General features: G+C 59.3%; 15 protein-coding genes and 1 pseudogene. 4 read left to right on the top strand and 12 right to left on the bottom strand.

The annotated features are described in order from the left end of the window. The first annotated feature begins 35 nt into the window (after positions 1–35). Complete coding sequence (locus CIK76_RS13160) at positions 36–851, top strand: serine hydrolase domain-containing protein (protein ID WP_096287180.1); 816 nt, start codon at positions 36–38, stop codon at positions 849–851. Positions 852–863: 12 nt separating this feature from the next. On the opposite strand, the pseudogene CIK76_RS19835 reads toward CIK76_RS13160, so the two are convergent. The 6 genes and pseudogenes from CIK76_RS19835 to CIK76_RS13135 all read right to left on the bottom strand — a co-directional run. Further along, positions 864–1,066, bottom strand: a pseudogene (locus CIK76_RS19835) (DNA-formamidopyrimidine glycosylase); the annotation flags it as partial. A gap of 82 nt (positions 1,067–1,148) precedes the next feature. Next, a complete protein-coding gene (locus tag CIK76_RS13155) occupies positions 1,149–2,609 on the bottom strand; it encodes a UvrD-helicase domain-containing protein (protein ID WP_255248467.1) in 1,461 nt (486 codons plus the stop codon). Then, a complete protein-coding gene (locus CIK76_RS13150; RefSeq protein WP_176484208.1) occupies positions 2,596–4,347 on the bottom strand; it encodes an ATP-binding protein in 1,752 nt (583 codons plus the stop codon). The genes CIK76_RS13155 and CIK76_RS13150 overlap by 14 nt, the downstream gene beginning before the upstream one ends. Positions 4,348–4,596: 249 nt before the next feature. Beyond that, complete coding sequence (locus CIK76_RS13145) at positions 4,597–4,971, bottom strand: hypothetical protein (protein ID WP_096287174.1); 375 nt, start codon at positions 4,969–4,971, stop codon at positions 4,597–4,599. A gap of 353 nt (positions 4,972–5,324) precedes the next feature. After that, positions 5,325–6,503, bottom strand: a complete 1,179-nt coding sequence (locus CIK76_RS13140; protein WP_217990390.1) for an XRE family transcriptional regulator — start codon at positions 6,501–6,503, stop codon at positions 5,325–5,327. Beyond that, a complete protein-coding gene (locus CIK76_RS13135) occupies positions 6,439–7,146 on the bottom strand; it encodes a hypothetical protein (RefSeq protein WP_096287170.1) in 708 nt (235 codons plus the stop codon). Before CIK76_RS13135 ends, CIK76_RS13140 begins: the two co-directional genes overlap by 65 nt. Before the next feature lie 181 nt (positions 7,147–7,327). Here CIK76_RS13135 and CIK76_RS13130 point away from each other — a divergent pair, with 181 nt between their 5' ends. Then, positions 7,328–8,269 (top strand): hypothetical protein, encoded by a 942-nt coding sequence (locus CIK76_RS13130; protein WP_096287168.1) that lies wholly within the window; start codon positions 7,328–7,330, stop codon positions 8,267–8,269. Positions 8,270–8,278: 9 nt separating this feature from the next. Beyond that, a complete protein-coding gene (locus tag CIK76_RS13125) occupies positions 8,279–9,547 on the top strand; it encodes a hypothetical protein (RefSeq protein ID WP_096287166.1) in 1,269 nt (422 codons plus the stop codon). A 1-nt stretch (position 9,548) separates the two neighbouring features. On the opposite strand, the gene CIK76_RS19430 is transcribed toward CIK76_RS13125, so the two are convergent. Together CIK76_RS19430 and CIK76_RS13115 are read right to left on the bottom strand one after the other, a co-directional pair. Continuing rightward, a complete protein-coding gene (locus CIK76_RS19430) occupies positions 9,549–9,875 on the bottom strand; it encodes a hypothetical protein (RefSeq protein WP_176484207.1) in 327 nt (108 codons plus the stop codon). Between the two features lie 82 nt (positions 9,876–9,957). After that, complete coding sequence (locus CIK76_RS13115) at positions 9,958–11,295, bottom strand: hypothetical protein (RefSeq protein ID WP_096287162.1); 1,338 nt, start codon at positions 11,293–11,295, stop codon at positions 9,958–9,960. A gap of 515 nt (positions 11,296–11,810) precedes the next feature. On the opposite strand from CIK76_RS13115, the gene CIK76_RS13110 reads away from it, so the two are divergent. Continuing rightward, complete coding sequence (locus tag CIK76_RS13110) at positions 11,811–12,797, top strand: Abi family protein (protein WP_096287160.1); 987 nt, start codon at positions 11,811–11,813, stop codon at positions 12,795–12,797. Between the two features lie 847 nt (positions 12,798–13,644). Here the strand turns inward: CIK76_RS13110 and CIK76_RS13100 are convergent. From CIK76_RS13100 to CIK76_RS13085, 4 genes are all read right to left on the bottom strand, one after another. Continuing rightward, complete coding sequence (locus CIK76_RS13100; RefSeq protein WP_176484206.1) at positions 13,645–16,743, bottom strand: hypothetical protein; 3,099 nt, start codon at positions 16,741–16,743, stop codon at positions 13,645–13,647. A 407-nt stretch (positions 16,744–17,150) separates the two neighbouring features. Further along, positions 17,151–18,101: a hypothetical protein gene (locus tag CIK76_RS19620; RefSeq protein ID WP_255248466.1), complete on the bottom strand. Its 951-nt coding sequence runs from the start codon at positions 18,099–18,101 to the stop codon at positions 17,151–17,153. A 331-nt stretch (positions 18,102–18,432) separates the two neighbouring features. Beyond that, positions 18,433–19,026 carry an SLATT domain-containing protein gene (locus CIK76_RS13090; RefSeq protein ID WP_096287154.1) on the bottom strand — a complete coding sequence of 198 codons (594 nt, stop codon included), beginning with the start codon at positions 19,024–19,026 and terminating at the stop codon, positions 18,433–18,435. An 875-nt stretch (positions 19,027–19,901) separates the two neighbouring features. Then, on the bottom strand, positions 19,902–20,882 hold the full coding sequence (locus CIK76_RS13085; protein ID WP_096287152.1) for a hypothetical protein: 981 nt from the start codon (positions 20,880–20,882) through the stop codon (positions 19,902–19,904). Between the last annotated feature and the right edge of the window lie 132 nt (positions 20,883–21,014).

Raw genomic sequence — 21,014 nt, 5'->3', positions numbered from 1 at the left:
TTCACGAGAACGAATATTGAGGGATTGGTCAAATCATGAGCGTCTTAGCCGAGATCGAACAATGGCCGGTAGATCACGCGGTATCGGTCGTGGTCAACGGAGACGGTGCGATATACGCCCAGCACGGCGACGTTCAGCGCGTTTATCCATTAGCCTCCGTGACGAAACTTCTGAGTACCTATGCGTTCCTCATTGCTCTGGAAGAAGAAGCGATGACGTTGGAAGATCCAGCGGGTCCCGAGGGTTCGACGGTTCACCATCTGCTGGCGCACACGGCCGGCTACGACTTCGACTCGACCACCATCCGCTTTGCCGTTGGAACCAAACGAGGCTATTCGAACACCGGGTTTGAGGTTTTGGCTGAGCACCTGGAACACGAAACTGGCATGAGCATGTCGGAATACGCTCGAGAAGCCGTTTTCGCGCCACTTGGAATGAGCAACACCGAGATAGCCGGAAGTTGCGCCAAGGACGGCCGGTCGACCGCGTCCGACCTTGCATTGTTCGCAGCAGAATTGCTCAATCCAACGTTGCTGGCACCTCAGACCATGGCCGATGCGACCAGCATCCAATTCGAAAACCTGGCCGGCATCCTGCCCGGCTACGGAAGGCAGGATCCGAATGATTGGGGCCTAGGCTTCGAAATCCGCTCCACCAAAAATCCGCACTGGACCGGCCCAAGCCACCCGGCGACGACCTTTGGCCATTTCGGACAGTCGGGTACGTTCCTCTGGGTTGATCCCGAAAGTCGGCTTGCCTGCGTGACTTTGACCGATAGGCCATTCGGACAATGGGCCGTGGATGCATGGGCACCCTACAACGATAAAGTAATTAGCGAATTTACCCAGTAATTCGCAGATAAGTTAGCGGCGCGGCCGAGGCCGCGGCTGGCACACGGGACAGCTGTACGAGGAGCGTCCCATAAAAGGGTCTCGGCGGATCAGCGATTCTTTTCCGTTGCCGGCACAGCGTTGGCAGGCCTTGCCTTCGCGTCCGTAGGCGTTCAGGGAACGGGAAAAGTAGCCCTACTTCCCACGATAGGTACGTTCATGTACTGCGAGTCGAATCATCAGTCATCTGGCATGCAATCGTGACTCGACTCGGACACCGCCCTAGCACACAAGATGCGTTCAACTCGTCATCTATCGCTACTCGTATCCCAGCCGAAGTATAGGACTCTTCCCAATCACAGTAACCGATTTTCTAGCTCGACTGAGCGCAACGTAGAGCTGCCTCGGATCCGTAAAGTTCTGGACGTCCGCAATAATCACGTGGTCGAACTCAAGCCCTTTGACGAGTAGAGTCCTGGACGCGATCTGTCTGCGCTCTCCTCGCCCGCCGTGGCGAAGCCGGTCACGTACTACCGCCAAAGATTCCTGCGGTGGCGTCTCATCCACTATGCCTCGCCCGACTGCCTGGATCGTATCGTCCCAAGCTTCTTGCCTGTAGAGGGTCAACCCAGACGTTGCCCGGATCGCGGCAGCTGACATGCAAAGCTGTTCATAGACCGGGTTGGCAATGAGATCATCGAGGGCAGCCTGAACTGTCAGTAACCCAGGGCGCTTTAGGTCAGAGACAGTTCGCCCTTTCTCAAGCCGTCCCTGCACCGTGGCGTCGAGACCAGCTAAACCGACGAAACAGCTCTTCGCCATTTGAGCGAGCCAAAGGGCCAGCAATGCATTTTTCTCTTCAGGGAGTTCAGCGAGTTTCGCTGCCATGAACCGGCCTGCTACATCCTCCATCACAGCAAATGAGCCGCCGAGACGGCTGGCATGATTGGCGACCTGCTGTGCCAGTTTGTCGAGCAGGACGGTAGACTCCCCGGTGCGGGAGAGCCCATATGCCGCTTTATTAACAACCTGCACCGCATTCTTAAAGTCACACTGCCGCCACTCAATCCCAGCGACAGAGGTTGTCGAGAAGTCGAAATGGCCACCATCGACGAGGGATGGTCGAATATCGAGGAGCCATTGCCCGAGGGCGACATTATAGTTTCGCCAGCGCTGTGGCAGATGAGGAACGTTCTTGGACGGGTATCGCCGCACAACATGAGTATCCCAATCCATGAGGGGCCGCTTCTTGTCGAATCCGAAGATAGCCTGCAAGCGGTCACCCAAGATAACCGAGCCCGGCACAGCCTCTGAAATCTGAACAACCAGCTCGTGCTGGTCAACTGTGCAGTCCTGGTACTCGTCTACAAAGAGGTAGCCGAAGCTCACTGCATGTAAACTGCGAACTGCGTTCGTCTTCGCCACCAAAACTGCGCCCTCGACGTATTCTCTGGAGCTGTTCCAGTCAGGAACTTCAGGGACGTTGATACCGGCGATGCCAGGGTAGGAACGCGATAGCGTGAACGCCCAACTAGTAATAGTTTCGACCCGCACCGCACTCGCTGAGACGCCAAAACGCCTTAGGCGTTTACGGATAGCATCCACGCCGGCGTTGGTGTGCGTGAGCACTAGTGACCTATCGCCTAGCGCAGCGGCGGTAGCCACGCAGGCTGCCAGAAGCTCAGTCTTACCAGTTCCGGCTGGCATCTCCAGCGAGCATGGCGCTTCAGCAATTACTTCGGCAGCCAACCTGCTCAGATCATCACTATCTATCCGCATCAGTCGACCCCGCGGTCTCTGTAAGCAGCGATGCACCATAAACGAAGGTCTTGATCCGGTCGAGCCTTGCAAACACAGCTGCAAGGTTTGGGGATGCACGCCGTTCAAGTAGCCACTCGCCAAGTGCACGTCCTGCATCAACGTCCTTGAACCAACCACGCTTGCTGTGAGAAGCTGCGATCGCCACGAAGCTACGAACCTGTTCATTGCTGTAGATGTGCAGCCAGTCCGATACAACTAGACTAGATACTTGGGCGTGGCCGATGACTTGGATGTCATCGAGCACCGTGCTCTCGGCACCACGATGCTCCACCCCAAGAGAGATGAAATTCTGAAGTTCGCCAGCATCGAGCTGAGCACAAACTTGAGACTCGATGCACTGGTTGTAGTCCCAACGTACGACAGTTGCTCCGGCTTGCTCAGCTCTGACTACGTGTGGATCGGCTGTGCGCGCATCGTTATCGATTAGCGCCAGTACCGCACATCCGAGCGGAGCCATTGCCCCAGCTCGGATAACAGCTTTCTCTCCCCCGTTGCCATCCTGAATTGCCAATCCCTCACCAGCCGACGATGACAGCCCCGCGGCTTTGCGCTCCCTGTCCCAAGCATCGAAGCATGCGGCCAGCAAGCCGTGTTCAGTCTTGCCCTCACCTATAACTACCTTGCGAGCCAGTAGAGACGACGGGACGGCTCGGCGGAGCGCACTCATAACTTGGTCGGCGTCACCTAGCGAGGTAATCGTCACTTCACCATTCGATGTTTGGACCACCGACAGGCTTTCAATCGGAGCTTGCTCAACAACGATTGGTGAGTGCGTAGTCACGAATACCTGTGAGTATGGATCGCTGTCCAAATATGCGAGCAGCCGAACAGCCCGATGTGGTTCCAGCCCACTTTCAAGCTCATCAATCACAGCGATTGCCCGCTCACCGGCCGCCATCTGTTGTACAGCCAGGCTCATCAATCGACGACTACCAAGACCATAGGACATTAGCGGAACGACACCTTCGTAAAGCGCTAAATTTGCCCCCATCCCCGATCGCGAAGCGTCCAGGCCAGCCCTAACGGCCTTTAAGTCGCTGCCGCCGACTTCGTTGGCGCGGCTCTGCACCTCCTTGACCAGATCCTTCAAGGCCTTACTGTCATGTCCGTGGAGTGCCTCACGAGCAGCCCTCTCAGCGGCGGCCAGTGCATCTCGAGCCGCGCCATCCTTGGCCGACATGCGTCCAAGAGCGGAGGAGCGTGACCAACGCAGTTGAGCGTCGGTTCGGTCATCAACTCGAAAAGTAGAGAACTCGCGCCGCTGGCTCGACGTAATACTACGTGCATTTCCGTCGGCCCTCACGACTTCCCACTGTGGCTCGAGCGAATCATCCACAGTCAGACGAACGATTAGACACGGCGCGAGTCCGTCTAATGGTTCCTGATGGACTTGCCCGTCGGCCGACAGACCGCTCTGCCAGAAACCGAAAGTTTTATCCTTGAGTAGTGGCGTAGGTATGCCGGTCAGCACCGCCTCAATCTTAATCGTCTGCGCTAGATCAACACCGTAAAAATCTACGTCAGAGAAAGACACGTTCCAGCGGTCGCCTAACAACAAGTGGATTGCTTCCAGGATCGTGGACTTGCCGCTGTCGCCCGGCCCGATAAGCGTGATCAATCGTTGACTAACTGGGAGTATCCACTTGAGATTCTTGATGCCACGGAAGTTCTCGATGTCAAGTTGATGGATTCTCATGGCTTTTGTTCTCCTCAACGCATGGACCCTGTGCACGTCTTGTCTGTTTTTCGGTCCCAGGCACCACATTATCTGCACGGTCCGACATTAGTGCCATTAATCACACCACACATTTCACAGGCTTGGTTCCTGCGACGTTGATCTTGAGTCCCGTCGTGGTTCGCCTCGGAGTTTGAGTTCATCGATGCGAATAGATTAAAGTTCCGGATATTCGTGCGACGCAATAGTGTAAAGAATCATCGCTCTCACCTAATCGCGAGCCACGCCTTCTTTGTATCGTCGCGCAAATGCGGTTTCGACTGCGACCTCCGTCCTGCGCTTGGCTTCCTGTTCGAGCAGGTGATCCATGAAGACCTGGGCGATGAACGTCGTCTGCTCGCGTGTCAGCGGCGGCGCGGCCTCGCGGATCTTCCGGACATGCTCAATGTGAGCGGTCAGGCCGAATGCCCGGTCCAGATCGGAGACTCGGATCAGCGTCTTGATGACCGGGCGACCGTCGCGGCCGTCTACCTTCTCGGTGCGGGCAGGGAGATTGCCCTTCCAGACGCGCCGCCAGATACTCTTGGTGCTGCACTCGTGGCGCTTTGCCGCGGCGGCCACGTCGAGCCATTCGTCCTCAGGCACTAATTCTCCTCTAGAATTCTTGCGTTCCCTAAGCAACTCAATCTGCTCAGCAAAACCAACGCGAAGTGCAGACCGGCAGCCCCGCTGTTGTCGGAGGAGCCGCGAGGCACTTGCCACACAATAAAACGCCGTTTTTGCGTTCGCTCACGACCTGTGTTTCGCGTAGTAGTAGACCCATCGGAGGTCAGACGACTTAATGCCGATCGTGTCCTTGGCATAAAGACAGTGGGTGCAATAGTGCCTTGAAAAACTATTGCCCCGGGAGTCCAGGCCGTAGCTCGAATAGTCACCGGGGCTTTACGCTCATCAATCTACCAAGAGCCAAAGTCGTCGCCCAAGCTGTTACTCCGGACCTACCCACCAACTACGAGTCGAAGTCTTGGTCGTTGATCTGGCTCGCCGAGTAGTTCGCGCAATTGCCGAGGAGTGATCTTCAGGTGCTCGGCCAACACCGGGGCACCGGCTCCTTGGTCAGCTGCGAGCTCCGCCGCCTTCTTCAGTAACGTAGGCACCTCGCCGGGGTACGCGGTCGTCGGGTCGGCCTCCGGGTCCTCGGTCATCGCCAAGCGCTGGTACGCCCTGCGCGCGGACGACTCAGTGGTACGGCCCCGCTCAACCATTCTTCGAACCAGCGAATGCGGAGAGACGCCCCACGTACGGCCCAGCCTGTCGAGGGCCGCGAGGTCAAGGCGCTGAGGAAGGAATGAATCCATCGCGGAAGCAGGTGTGAGAAACGCCGCGGCGAACTCGTCGGCCTCCTTCTCAATTCCGGCACTATATTCTTCGGTGTCTCCGTGCAGCAGGAGGTGACCGATCTCGTGGGCGACGGAGAAGCGGTGTGGGAACACCTTCCCACTTCGACGAGGCGTCGTGAGGAGAATGGGACGGTCCACGATCACGGCGGAGAAGGCGTCGACGTCGTCGATCTCTCCATCCGGGCGCACTGACACTACGATCCCATGCGCCTCGGCAGTCGCGACCAGGTGTTTTACGGGCCCGCCCGGCAGACTCCAATGGCGGCGCAGGAGCGCGGCAGCTTCCGCTGGCGTCGTTCCCGGCGAGACCTCGGGCAAGTCGACAACCGGAAGCCTCACGTAGCGCTCCAGGGCGAACGTCAGCTCCCAGACCAAGGTCGCCGTCGCCAACGCCTTCTGCCGATCACTCACTCGCGCCGAACGCAGACTGCGGAAGTGCGCATTGACCGTCTCGAACCGGGCCAGAGGACGACCCACGCCGAAGAAGCCCGGCTGGACATCCAGCGCGTCAGCCAAGCGATCGAGGACATCCGTGCGAGGCATGTTGATGCCGGCCTCGTACTGGCCGATCGCCGCCGCAGAAACGCCCGCAATCCCTGCGAGCTGCGCCTTGCTCATCGCCGCCCTCACCCGTGCCTGAGTGAGCCGTGCCGGTTCGAACCGGCCATGCATCTTCTGATAGCCAGGCATCTCGAACAAGCCCGGCGAATCGTCATGCATCGAACTTCGGCCTCTCCTGCTCCCGAGGCTCAAGGACAGGACCAATCGGAGCACCACTGTCGAAGGACTCTACTTCGGAAATCCCCGGCTCTGCGACGAGCTCAGGCTGCCAAATGGTCTCCTGCCCCCGGAAACTGATCTCGCCAGACGCACGGTCGAACTCGGCGACCGCCCACTCGATGGATTGGAGCTGCCATGGAGACGAGTGGACCATAACGAGCACAACCGGCATCGTGCCCTCCACCGAGCTCATCACTGTCTCGAGCTCATCGTCCTGTTCGGATTGCGCGACTAGATCTTCGGTCTCAGTCCCCGGCATACCCATAAAGTCAAGGCCGAACAATGCAGGATCCGGAAGGGTCGCGTCGAAGCAACTCATTTTGGTCGGGCTCGTGGCGAAGTTGACGGGATCACTCGAGGCCGGCACCCGCCACACATAGAGGATGCAGCCGTTGACGATCGGCACCCTGTGACCAGCCGGGGCCAGCCGATGGAGACTATGTCCTTGTTTTTGAAACCTCTCTTGGATGTCAACCAGAAGGTCCTGCCATAGCGTCGAGTAGCCGCGAGTGTTGCGCGCATGCGCCGCCTGATGAGCGTCGGCAGCATACCCGTGCCGCTTGCGCACTACGTCAATCACGTCATCACGAACCATGCTTGCGTTAGAGCCGAGCGCCTCGGCAGGTGAATCTGGAACCATCGGAGTCTCCTGTACATCCAGTCCCGAGCCGACAGCCGACTCAGATGGAACTTTATTATGCCACATAAATCGCGCACTTTGGCTTTAGCGGTGGCGCTTTGTCGGGCCAATCGACGAAGTCGCGGATGTCATTGCTCCTCGGTACATTTAGAGCAACGAATCCGGAGACAAAAGGACCACAATGACCGACGAAAGCCTGCTCGCATCTTTGCGACATCACATGTTGGATGAAAACGAACCCCTCGCCGGCCTTCTGCGCAAGTGCCTACTGCTCGGCGCTGAGACCGGGTCCGATTCACTCAGGCAGTGGGCGCGCAAGGAATTGAACGGCTACGACGAGGGCGATGAGCTTCCGAGCTACCGCACGCTCCCCCTGCCGCCCCTGTCTGCGGACACCATGAGCGGGAACTCCTGGGCGACAAACATGACATACAGCGTCCTGCAGCTGCCGGCCAAAGGACGCGAGGCTGTGGGCGACGAATTCCTACTACACCAACCCGTCGAAGAGCTTGAGCAGATCGCGACGAAAAAGTCGCCGTCTTTCACGAACGGGCCGCTCAGCTACGCTGAGCATCTGTGGAATCAAGAGCTCGGCCCGTTCCAGCGCGTTATGAACCTGCGGTTCATCTTCTCCGGATCAATGTTCGCGGGCGTTCTCGGCCAGATCCGCACGCAGCTCGTCGACATGATCGCGGATCTCACCGCGCATACACCGCTCGCGGAGCTGCCGAGGAAGGACGCCGTCGACGCCGCGGTCAGCACTCATATTGGCGTGCAGTACAACACCACGATCCAGAACACCAGCGGCCCCGCAGCGATTGGGAGCAACGCGGTCGCGAAGACAGTAGGCCTCAGCATCGACGATGCGATCAAGCTGCTTGACTCCGTGCAGAATGCTTCCAACGACGTTCAGGACGAGAGCGTCAAGTCGGAGCTGCTGGCTTGTATCCAGGATCTCCGAGACGAACTGCAGTCGACAGAACCATCGACCACTGAAATAGTCGGGAAAGTTGGCAAGCTCAAGGCGATCGCAGCGAGGGTCGGAGGCGCAGGCCTGAGTTCCGCCGTTTCGGGTACAGTTGAGGGGCTCACGACCATGGTCATGTCCGGGGCTTTCGGCTGAGGCCGCAACATGGCCAAGAAAACTGATCTCAGCCCGGCAGCGCGCGACCTCCTGAAAACTGTGAAGAAACGCTACTTAAAGTCAGGCGATTTCAACGGCTTACACATCCGCTTCGACTGCTCGTCTTCCGACAAAATCCGAGCCGTCGTTGAGCTTGTCGAGTTCGGTCTCGTCCAGGTTGTGGGTCCCGCCGACTACATGAACATCCACATCCGACCATGGCCGTCACGCCGGACCCCAGCTGTGCAGATCGAGGAGCTGCGTGAGCTCTCCGGCGACGACTACGGGGTCGCACTCTACCCCATGGCGAAGGCTATGAATGGAGCGAAGCTCCCGAAGAGGTACGAGAACGCTCCGTTCTCCCGAGCCATGGCTCGCGGACGCTCGACGCTGGAGTTGGCTTTCTTCAGTGCTGACGTCCTCGAGGGATATCGCAACGACGCTCGGTTCCGGTTTGGCATGGGCGACTTCGGCATCAATTTCGGGCTATCCGACGAGGCATACGACGACAATCAGCCCGACAGGGACCATGTCGGGATGATGCATCTCGGCTTCGCGTACGACATGAGCCATTACGACCCGGAAGACCCTGAGTCACCAATCAATCGACGCGTTGCGGCGTTCTATGGCGACCTGAAGGATCTGACGCCAGAGCACCAGCAGCGATGGGCGAGCTTCCAGGTCGAGGCCGACAACGTCGATCCCCACCCGGTCTGGTACGGCACACAGATGGGCAGCTGGCCGGACGGCATCGGCCCGTTCACGAGGCTGACACAGGAGCTCGAGAACATCAACAACTTATTCGAAAACGTTTGGGAAGGGAAGCTCTTCAAGACCAACGAGCCGCCCGACGACTTCGGATGGATTCTGCGTGCCGATCAGCGTGAGTGGGACCACTTCATTCACTCCTTCGACAAGCTCTTGTCGGAGAACATCGATAGCAAGGCGCTCGACAGAGCGGGCGTCCCCAAGAAGAACCCTGCAGGACAGCCTCTGGGCACCCTCATGCGGCTCGAGATGTTCATGACGATAAATTGTGTGGAGCCTGACAATGCGAAGTGGGCACTTGCGCCGCTGCGTGGGGTGCGAGCCGCACGGCAGAAGCCTGCACACGCCCTACGCAGTAACGTGACCGATCGGACCTTCGTGCGCAAGCAAAAACGTCTGATGCGCGACGTCAACGAAGTCCTGATCAATATCCGTCAGTGGCTGGCCAGCCATCCGAAGAACCGAGGATGGAAAGACCCGATGTCCGGGCTGAAGGACTACCCGATCTAGCTCATAGGGCAACTGGCATGACTCCGGCCCGACTCCGGTCTACGGCTTGGGCATTCGAATCGCGTGGCTCTGCAGTAGGGCAGCCTAGGACAGTAAGTGGTAGTACTAATGAGATGTGTCCCGGTTCGTGGGTGAGCGGCCTGGTCAGGTCCCTGGCCCGGGCGTGTTCGGCGATGATCTGACAGAACCGTTCGTACCGGTAATGCCGTTCGCTGCCTTGCGGCACGGTGTTCAGGTAGCGGGCCCACAGCACCTTCAATGGTGGTTTCTTCCGCCCGATTCGGGCGGTGAGCACCGCGTCGTCCTCGACGTGGACGGCAAGCAGCACAACTCAATCGGCGATACGGCGAGCCCGACTCTCTACAGCGAGATGGCCGCCGAGGACACCCTGCCCTCACGTGCGGGCGGATTCAGTCGATCGCCTCGAACTCACGCGCGAGCGGGTCGGTACGGAGCCCTTGACTAAGCGAGTTGGCAGTGGCCCCGAGTTGCTGCGCGATCCAGTAGCGGACGATGAGCAGATTCTCCCGAAGAGTGTTCAACATGATTAGCGAATCCGGCTGAGGTCGATCGGGGTGTTTAGCGCCCATGTACACATCATTGGCCCTGTTAATCCAACCAGCGGTATCGCTAAACGGTGGCTCGACAAGGTCGTCGAGGATTACCTGAAGCGCGGGCTTGAAGTTGATCTGTCGGCGGGAGTTTAGGTGAGCGCCATCGTTTTTCGTCATGTCGATCAGATATCCGAGCGCTTCAAGCGCGATACCGCTCTGTACCGCGCTCGCGTGGCTCCAGACATTGTCAGAACGAAGCACGTTAAGGACAGGGCTGACGGCCTGGTAGTAATCCGTGCGAAGTTTCAGCCATCGCGCAACTCCGCGGGGGCCGATCTCAACCCAGGGGAACAAGAAACGAGGCTCTTTCGTCCAGGGCTCATGTCGTGGCAACCGGTGCGTCACGACCGACGACCATTTGTCAGACAGAACCGTGCCGCCAGCGCTCAAAACAGGGTCGTCAGTGCGAAGGACCTCGACGGAAGCGAATCCGAAAGGTCGCCACGCCGCGAGAGAGACGAGGTCGAGTACGGCACCATGGAGAAGGAGGTGGTCATCCCATCCTCGTGGCTGCGCGATGTGCGTTTCTAACTTCACTCCCTCATAGGCAAGGAAACTCCCCCGCTGGTTCTCCGTCCGCCATGTTGACTGCATCGTCAAGTTGAGTGGCCTCGCTAGTTTCACTTTCGGGGCATTGGTGAGAGTCATCTGCACGGATTGCACCCGATTTGACTCATTGCTCGTGACGTCGACCTTCATGCTGCTGAGCCGCGTCCAAGAGGCAAGCGCTGGCACCTCTGCACGGATGCCGTTGACCTTGTCGTACTTCAAGGATTGTCCACCGAGGACGGCGTAGTTGGCAACGATCCGACCTTGGCCGACATGAAGGTTGTTGCTCGCTCCGGTGGCTCTGCAACCGACAAGCACGACACCTCCAATGTGGTCATGCATGAGCACTACTTTTGGCGGGCCGTAACTGTGCTTTGAACGCTCCGGATCGTCGCCAAACATAACGCCGTGAGCCCACCAGCGGGAGTATGGGTCATTCGAGCCGAACATGCTCTGTAGCGGAACAGTGAGTTCGATCGTCGTGCCCGTGTCGCGCAGCATGACCGAGATCGAATCGGTCTCCTTGTTACCGTCGATGAACCATCCCAGACGCGGCTCGCCAACGACGAGCTCGTTCTTAGCCATCGCCCCTCCTTGTGCAACTGATGCTCCATTCTCCCACCTGAACACGGCAACAGATTGGTGGGGCCTACGCTAGGCGTGAGTGACGTCTGAACCGGCTAGCCGAACGGGCCGGCCTGGAATGATGCCATTATGCCCAATCTGATTCCTAAGGGCCTGCTCACGACTCGCACTCGCCATTGTCAGGAGAACCGGACTGATCGGACAGCTTGAGCTACAGTCGCGGGTTACGTGACATCACACGGTTGGCCCGTCCACCGCAGAGAGGAATTGCAGTTGCGGCGAAATCCACATGAACACAGCGATACGCCCATGCCACACGCGATCCCGAGTTCACCAGGCGCAGCTCACGCTCGACGCCTTGGGATCCCACCGATCAGATAGAATGCCCTCAATGACGAAGGCGCAGACATGAGACGTCTGCCTGGCCGTGTTATGCTGAATGCACTATATCCCCCACGCCTCTCCACGATGCGCACTTGGGGGATTTTCTTTGCCGATGACCGGGAGGAGCGCAGATGGCCGGCCCACCACGTCCGCGCGGCTCGCAGAGTTATGACAAGCCGCCGCTGAGCCTCCACGTGCTCGTCGATCGCCTCTCCGAACGCGGTCTGAGCATCCCCGCACCCGAGCGGGCCACGCGGTACTTGCGGCAAATCGGCTACTACCGTCTCTCGCCCTACACGATTCCATTCCAGCAGGGTCAGCCCGATCATGTATTCCATATGGGCACGGAGTTCGACGACGTGCTCGACCTATACGTCTTCGACCGCGCTCTGCGGCTGCTGATCATGGACGCCCTTGAGCGGGTCGAGGTCGCGGTCCGTGCGGCACTCACGGATCACATGTCGACGACTTATAGAGACGCGCACTGGTACGTGGAGGCGGGTCATTTCGGCCACCGAGGCAAGCACTCCGGGCTCCTCAAAATCGTCCGGGACACCTGTGACGAGCGGCTGCGCGGAAAGCCGGACGCCGGAGAAGACTCACTGGTCCATCGCTCGGCCCTCGAGCACTACCTGACGACCTACGGTTCGCCGGAGCTGCCGCCGTCCTGGCTCATGGTCGAGACCCTGACCATCGGGCAGCTCGCCAACACGTACCGCAATCTGCGTCGGCGTACCGACCGGACTGCGGTCGCCAGAAGCATTGGCCTCACAGCGCCGGTGCTGGAGTCCTGGCTGCAGACCTACGTTCGCGTGAGGAACATCTGCGCGCACCACGGGCGCCTGTGGAACGTCGGCCTCGGCATCTACCCAGCGATTCCGAACTCCCCCACAGTCTCGTGGCTCGCAGGCACGGACGCCCTGCCAGAACGATCGAGGAAGCGCCTCTACCCCGTGCTCGTCTCGCCGCAGTCGGTACTCGACTCGGTCTCGCCGCGTAGCAGCTGGGCACGACGGCTCCATGAACTGCTCAGCACGCGACCGCAGATAAATCTGGCAGGGATGGGCATCCCCGAGACCTGGGCCGACGACGAATTCTGGAGCCGACACATCGCCTGACATCCGTAATGCACCGCGCCCGTCAGCAGCGCGAATTCGACGCGTCGGAGTCACATGCGACTGCACGGCGCGCTGTCGCGAATACCCAGACACGATGCTGGCAGAAGTACGCCGCTCTCGGAGCATCCCTTGATTCGAAGAGTGGCGTTTGTTTGTGCCGTATCGGCGGCAGCGAAGCGAAGAACTAGCCGAGAATGGGCCCGTCGAGCGTCACGTTGGCTGGAGCGAGCAGCAGAGTGACGGCGAATATGACGAGTCCTGTGGCGCATGTCTCTATAGTGACGACTTCAGCTCGTCGTGGGCCCTTGTCGATGAAGTGGCCGATGAGGAAGGTGCCGACGGAATCGACCCTTCGACGCGCAACGGTCGGCTTAAGCTGAACCTCATAGCAAAGTTCTCAGAGTACGAACACGGGCTGATCCAGGAACCCGTTCAAGCAGATGTGAACGCTGCCAGAGCCAGCAATGTGAAGTTCTGCAAACCTATACCTTAGCCGCCCGCCTACACCCATGTGTCTAGGGCATCAGCATCAGCATCAGCATCAGTCATTATGCCACGAAGGGTTCCGTGGAACCGTCGAAGAAGATGGTATGCACTCGTGATCCGTATTCATTCTGACTCGTCGACTTTGTGGGAAATTGTGTACAATACCGACTTTCAAGACAACCATGCCGGTATTCAATTGTTAGCCATACGTCGTCTTACTGAAGAGACAAATCGCGAGATGAAGCGGCTATCGCCCTAGCATCACCACAGGCATCATACTCTCGATGCTCTGGTCAGTCAGAATGCTCGGGCGCATTGGCTCAGAGGCCTGGCGGGTGGCCGGTATCGCTGCCGAGTCCACTTAGGACAGAACCTCGCGAGATTCCGCGCCGTACTTCCTCATCGTTAGTGCGGCCCGCTCAGAACGGGCTCCTACGGCCACACATCCCACCAACGGCTCCGCGTCCTCGGCAAGGGCATCGAGTAGCTTGACCGACACGTCAGGGTTGAGCGCGACGAGCAGTGCGAGGTCGACGCTCTGACCAGCGAGCCGGACGAGCACCTCAGTCGGAGTTGAGCCGTTGAATGCAACGGCTTGAAGTATCTCGACGTCCTGGTCATCCGCGAGCGAGGCGAGGGCCTCGGCTGGCGTATTCGGGTTTGCGGCGACGGCTCGTCTGACTCTTACACTGCGGCGTTCACCGCCAAGCATGAATAGGATATCTCCAGGCGTTCGCGGGTCGTAGGCGGCTTGCATTCGCACTTCTGCGCGCTTGCTCGCTACCATTTCTTCCAAGTCGGTCCGACTCGGCGCATCGTCTCTCCATGCTCGTTCACGCTCGGTGTCGATGTCGGCCTTGTCTTCGGACTTGGTTGATGGATTTCTGTACGCGGAAGAGCGCACGCTCCGGTCGTCGTCGCGGAGAAGCTTCGACAAAATCGAGGGTGCTAGCCGCGGACTCCTAGCCGCGCTGGCACGAACTTCGGGCTCGTCGTCGCGCGCTAGCATCGCCAGCAAACTGGCGTCAAGGGTTTCGTTGGCGGCCACCGACGCACGTACCGACGGCTCTGAGTCAGCGGCCAATAATGCAAGTGTTTCTGGTGAAGCACTCTGATTATTCGCCACGGATTCACGTACGAAATCGACGCGGCTTCGGGAAAGCCGCCCCAGTGTCCGACTGCTGGTACGGTCGTCGCATGCCACGACGAGGCGCATATCGGGTTCACGAACGCGCGACTTAGACAGACGCTCAAGTGCGTCGGCGAGTATTTCTGCCGGCAGCTCAAGATCCTCACGATTCTCGGTTGTCCTGAGGATGTGGAGTAGAACTTCATCTTTGGCGGAAATGAGCAAGGGCATGACGACTTCGGAAACCAGCTCGGCCGGTGTCGCTGGGTTCGCTGCGACCTCTAGGCGAACAAGAGGCTCCGGATCCTCCGACAATCTTCCCAGGATTTCGGGCAGCACAGCTCCGTTTCGGGCTAACGCGGCGCGCACAACTTGGTCGCGATCATCGACAAGAGCCTTCGCCACCGCTGGTCGGAGACCTTTCGAAGCAGCGAGCCGCTCGCGATACTCGTCAGATCCGATCGCCTTCAGCCGGGGAATCAAGGCAGTGAGGTCATCGACTGATAGCTCCGAGTTCGCAGCAAGTGCGATGAGGACATCCGGCGACTTCGAAGCTAACAGCTCTGCGAGTGCGTCTTGCGGTGTCGACGGGTGGGAAGCCACGAGCGAAAGCGTCTCCCGCTCGTACTCGGCCGGGGTTCGATAGCGCTCTCCTGCAAAGCGTCCTTTGCCTTCCATTCGGAATCGCGTGCGCGCTTTGCGATCTGTCGCGAGTTTGCCGAGCATTTGTGCCAGGGAATCATCAGGCCAATCAAGCGTCCGCTGGAGAGTCAACCAGCGAATTTCGGGATCAACATCGGTTAGTAGCCAATCGCGCACGGCGGGGTCAGAGACGGGAAAATCCCCTGAAACCGCGCGTCGTACCCAGGCAGGCCGGTGTTCAAGCATCAGATCGTATCTCACCGATTCTGACAGACAATTTTTCAACCAGCCGGGAACGCCTAGAGACCGCCCCTGCTGCAAGGTGGAGACCTTACTTGCGTGTGGCAACGGCAAGCGAAGGTGCTGAGCCCTTAACGGCTTGCCGCGCGCGGCCATGAGGAAGTCGGCGAACCACTGAGTATCCATCCCATTATCCTCGCGAACCTGGCTGATCCGCAGCTCCTTGTTTGCCAAGTCGGCAGGATCTTGAGCTGCACCCATTGGTTCGCTGTCATCGGATCGAGCCGGCTCTGCCGGCTTTGTGCCTATGGCTTTCCCCTGTTCCTTCGGCAGACTTGGGTTCGCGCCTGCGGCGCGCCGGACGCCCACACTGGCGTCTTTGGAGAGGGACGTGAGCACATCGACAGGCGCGTGTTCGTTCCTCGCGACGCCTTCGCGGGTCTTCGCGTATCGATCCCGGGCGAGCTCCCGGACCGTTTCTTCAGGAGTCGCGGCATTCCGCCCAACACGGAAGCGGATGTCGGCGTCCCCGCTGCGCGCCAGATCGGCGAGCATTCTATGCGGGGTGTGCCTGTTCTCGGCGAGGATCTGGTGCTTGCGGCGCTGCGTAGCCAGTTCTCGTGCGGCAACCTGCTTGCCTCCAGCTGCCGAACGAAACCCTGCACGTAGCTTCGGCAGCAGCTCTTCGGGGCTCCCGCCGATGAGCCGTTCAAGTGACCAAGTATGCGTCAGCTTCTGCCTGGGCAGCCAAACGCCGACGGCGCGAATTCCGAGAGCGTCCTCGAAGTCCAGCATGACGTACCCAAGGAGCTGACGGAGGAAACTTCGCAGGGAGTCCACAGTGAGCTTCGCGTAGGCCTTGCTGTCGATGAGCGTATCACCCACGATCCAGTCCGCGTCGGCACCGCCAACGAGGGCTGAGCCGGGAAAGGAAGGGTTTGGATCGAACCTTTCGCCTTTAACGATCAGTTCCCGCCACTGGTCGATCTGGTCAGAATTGGCCGTCATTAGCGCACGAAGATCGGCGAGCGAAGGTCCATCGATCCCCAAAGCGAAGGCCAGCCCGTCTTCGACCGCATCGAGAGCCTTGCCGAGGGAGCCGGCCAGAGCAGTGGCACCAGCGCGGTAGACTTGCTCACAGTGCGCGAGCAGGAGACAGGCGCGGTCGATTTCATCTTCGGACGAGGGCGCGTTGAGGATCTGCACGGCCATGTCGAATGCTTCGGTGAGCACTCGCGCACGATGCATGCCGTTGTCCACCGCGCCCACATGGAAAGGCAACAAAGCCACACCCTGCGCCGCGATCGAGTCCTGGGGGTCGAAGCCGCCGAGCGCAATACGAGCGCGGAAATCAATCGCTGTACCCGAGTGCGCAGCGTCGACGCCGGCGCGCGGCGGCACTACTAGTCGGCTGGTAGCTAGATCGGTGAGGCCGAGGGCCTGCACCATGCTTCTCGCCTCGCGGGAAATTCCCCGGGAATCCGCGAGCCAAGGCGACACACCATCGAGGTACACTCGGACAGGTGACCCGGCAATCCTGAGATGATCTGTGAGACTCATTTGCCAGCGCACCCGGACGCGATGGATGTTATGCCGTCAGATGGACGACATTTACGGAGAACGATTGATGAAGTCATCGATTCAGACATACCTCCACGATATCTCCTACTTCAGCAAGGATCCCTGACTTATCCGCGACAGTTTCTCCAGCAATGTCTAAATGGAGCACGCTACTGATTTCTTCTGGGAGTTGCGGTGTAGCGCGCGGGAATCAAATTCACCGATGACACAGCCGCGGCGTATTCCGCTGGTCAGTCCACGACACTTCCAAAGGACGCTCACCGATTTCTCGGTATTTAGCTGCTTATCGGCACGTCGATGCGGTTCCGCGCCACGACCACTCCGTCCTTGACAACGAAGCACTCGACGACGTGCTCCCCGCGGAAGGTTGTTCGCTCATTCCGCACATTCGGCTGGCTCGAACCGATAATCTGCCCACGGATGTTGTTCCGCCGCACGGCGACTTCTCCGCGGTTCAGGACCTTCCACTTCATCTCGTACGGATGGGCGACCGTGCAGGAAGTCACCTTGAACGTGAGATCCTTGTTCACCCTGAGCAGGGTGCGATTGCGTAGCATCTCAAGCAGAGAAGCCTTTCGCCAACCGTCCTGCGTGACTTGGCAGTCGATGGTCACCGAGTGCACGATGTCGACGGGATACTTGTCCTCGATGAATTCCTCGATGTCATCGAAAGACCTTGCAGACTCGCTGGCCTTGAGCGGTAAGGACGTCCCGAAGAGCTCGCGCCATTTCTTGTTCGCTGCAGCCTTCCCCTCGTCCGCGATCGCTTCGAGGCATCGGTTGTACGCCTTCGTGGCTTTCGGTTGGAAACGGGCCTTCACCTGCACCTGCTGATTGCTTCCCAACGCCAGATAGTAGTCTTTGTCCGGTTCAACCTTCAAGAAGTCGAAGAAGTCGCGCATCATCAGGCCGAAGGAGCCGGTGCCCACTGAATCGTAGTTGCTGGTCTGGGAGAAGAACCTGTGCACGAGGGTGTCGATGAGCAGGCCGCCCATGTTGACGCCGTTCTGGTTTTTCCATGCCCGGGTCATTCGCGCCAGGTGCCGCATGTTCGTCGAGGTCTGGTTGTTGCACTCCTTGGCCGCGGCGATCTCCTCGCGCGGCTTGGTGAGCTTCCAGCCCTCAGCCTTCGTGTCCGGATAGTCGAAGCTGCCGTCGGAGTTCTTAATGCTGGCTGAACCTCGAATTTGAAGGCGTTGGTGGTGAACTGCAACCGCACGACGCACTGATCGACCCGGACCGAGGTGTTAGGGTACCGCGCTTTCAGGTCGTCGCGGACGCGCTCGAGTATCCTCCGCGGGCCCGTGTCCCCGTCGTAGTGCGACCGAATACCGGAAGGGAGGATGTAAATCATGTCGAGGTCGGACACGCCCTTGACAGCCGTGTGCCGCCCGAAAGATCCGATCATGAGCTTGTAGTCCGTGCAGCCGTCCTTGCTCCGGAAGTCTTTGTTGAGCGCTTTGGCTATCTCGTCCCGGCGCGACGCGACGGCTCTAGCCGTGTCACCGACCTTGAGATTCTCTAACAGCGCGTCGAAGATCTCTGATGTCTTCATGGTCATACCTCGCCTTCCTCGATCCGGAGCGCTTCCGGGAGGAACAGGTCGATCTCGCGGGGCGTGAATGTCATCTCCTCGTTGTTCTTGAGCCCGTTCTGTGCACGGGTGAAGGCCATTGATGTCGTCCTAGGCGCGTCGGAATAGGCGTCGCGGGAAGCCTCTTGGAGCTCGTCGCGGAGTTCTCGGCCCTCGGCGTCGGAAACTGTGCCTGACATCAGATCGGCGATCAGTGAGATGTAGGACTCACGGATGTCCCAAAGTCGGGAGGCGATGCCCCGATGGGCGTCGGACTCGTCCGCCAATCGGAAGGTCTTCGCGCCCAGGCTGATCCAGGTGACCAGGAGGGCGATGGATGAAGTCATGAGACTCGACACTACGGGGTCGCCAAGGAGTCCGACGACCGCGGCGAGAAAGGTGCCGGAACTGACAGCCGTGAGGCCGACGAGCACGCCCTGCTGCCACCGGTGCTTGGTGAAGCAGATGTCCGCCTGCTTCTCGTGCGTCTTGTGGCTGTAGACCACACGTCCGAACGACTCCCGCACTTGGGCGAGCAGGAATGGCTCTCGGACGACTCCGGTCGTCGGTCCGCTCATCTTCTCTCCCCGATCTTTGTCTATCAGGAACGGTGTCCAGACAGGGATCTTCCGCCGGCAGTTATAGCGGTCTTGGGTGCCGATCGCTGCACATATCAAAGTATGCAGGGAGCTACCGACAGTTAGGAGCTCACAGAGTCGCCGACGGTCAGCGGTACACGCGAGCAGCGCTCGACGTCATGGTGGGCAGACAGTGACGGTGTTCACGGCGTTGCCGAAAACTCTGACGCTCGGATCCCGGCGCGCCTGTCACCAGAAACAAAAATAGAATAAGCCTGCTTCTCATGGAGAAGTGTGCCTGTCGTGTTGTTTCGAGAATATCGGTCGCGGAAACATGGGCAATTCGCTGGTAGTAGAGCAATTACGCTCTCATCCGGAGGCAAGCCGTTCCACCGTTGTATTGTCTCTCAGCGGGGCGGGCATGAAGCAGGATCGGCAGCACGCAATCGAACACACTAGAATTCAACGCTGGAGCGCCGATCGACCCGGTTGCTCCTAGTACGGAGGTACGGTTTCGCCGGGTGTTCCCTGCTTGGCATGGTCTTGGGGCCCTCGGAGATGACGGCTACCTACTAATCGGTCAACGGCCGCGCGGATCTTCCGGACGTGCTTATAATGTGCAGTCGAGCCGAATGCACAGTCCAAGTCGGCGACTCGAATCAATGTCTTGATGTCCGGTCGTCTATCAAGGCCGCCCAGGTCGAAAGTCTGCCCTACCAGATACGTCGCCAGATGGTCTTGGCGCTGCAGCGGTGGCGATCCGCCTCGGCGGTGACATAGAGCCATTCGTATTCCGAGACCATACCCTCTTCACCCCTTCGACCGCCGGAGCGCGACCAGTTCACTATCACACACCGGACAGTCTTGCATGAGCGTCAGCTGGTCGCCTGATCCGCAGCACTCAGGGCGTCGTACGCATCAGCAAGAATTGCAAAGTAGCGTCGCGCGGTCATGAACAATACCGTCGCTCCTGCCTCTGTGAATACGTCCTCCCGGTCAGCGTCATGGGGACCTACTGGGTGCAGGCCGTAATTGCGAATGTCTCTGAACCGCGCCGCCTGCGCACGCACATCGTTGAGTTGCTGCTTGTCGATGACTTTGCCGCGGGCCAGCAAGTCGTGTGCGCGTTGAATTACCTCGGCGGCATTTGTTCCGGCGTTGACAAGCCGGTCGAGCTTGTCGTCTTGTCCGCGCCCGGCGCGTGCGACTCCGTGCCATGCAGCCTCCGATGCGGCAGCAAGGAGATCGACGGCGGCGAGGTAGTGCGCCGATCGGAAGCAGGCGAGTGCTTCGCGTAGGACCTCGACACCCCGCGGTCCAAGAAGGTCCTCGAAGTCTGCCGCCAGCTCGGCTCGCCCATAGACATGGCGGGGATGTTCCTGCTGGACCACAAGGGCCCAACGCTTCCCCGGTTCAGGGAACGCGGAGAAGCCAGAGTGCGGGACCGTCCCGCTGCTACGAGTGCCACTAGATCCATGTGAAGACCGCACCTGGACCGTCGTTCCTGCATCGCCGCGCTCTCCTGCAGCAAGCTGAGCGACGGCACCCTCGCGGTACAGATCTGAAATCACACTGCGGACCGCTTCGCTCAACCGCACAGCGATCACGCTAGGCGCTGAAAGAACCACATCGCGCCAATCAGGGTCTGCGAGATCGACAGACACTTCGGGTGCACCCGGCATCGTCTGGTCTTTGCGCTTCAAGAACCCAGCGACAACCTCGCGTTCCAAGGCAGCGCCGTTCGCGAGGTTCTCAAGAACGTACGCCCGTGCTTCTAGTAAATCTGAATGTGTTGGCGCGACCTCACGCAGCAACGCGACTGCGTCCTCATGGCTGGCCCTTCGCGACGTGCGCATGGAAACTCTCCTTGTGTCGATTCATAGGTAATCAATTTCGATTTAGCTTGTGCTTGCGTGTGCCGAGGGCTTCCTATAAATGGCTCTCAGCCGCGTCGATGACAGGAGTGGGCGTCGAAGGATCAATGACCC

Origin of the sequence: Glutamicibacter sp. BW80 (genome assembly GCF_002332385.1) — a bacterium.
Taxonomy (GTDB): domain Bacteria; phylum Actinomycetota; class Actinomycetes; order Actinomycetales; family Micrococcaceae; genus Glutamicibacter.
This window is presented reverse-complemented; position numbering and strand designations above follow the sequence as displayed.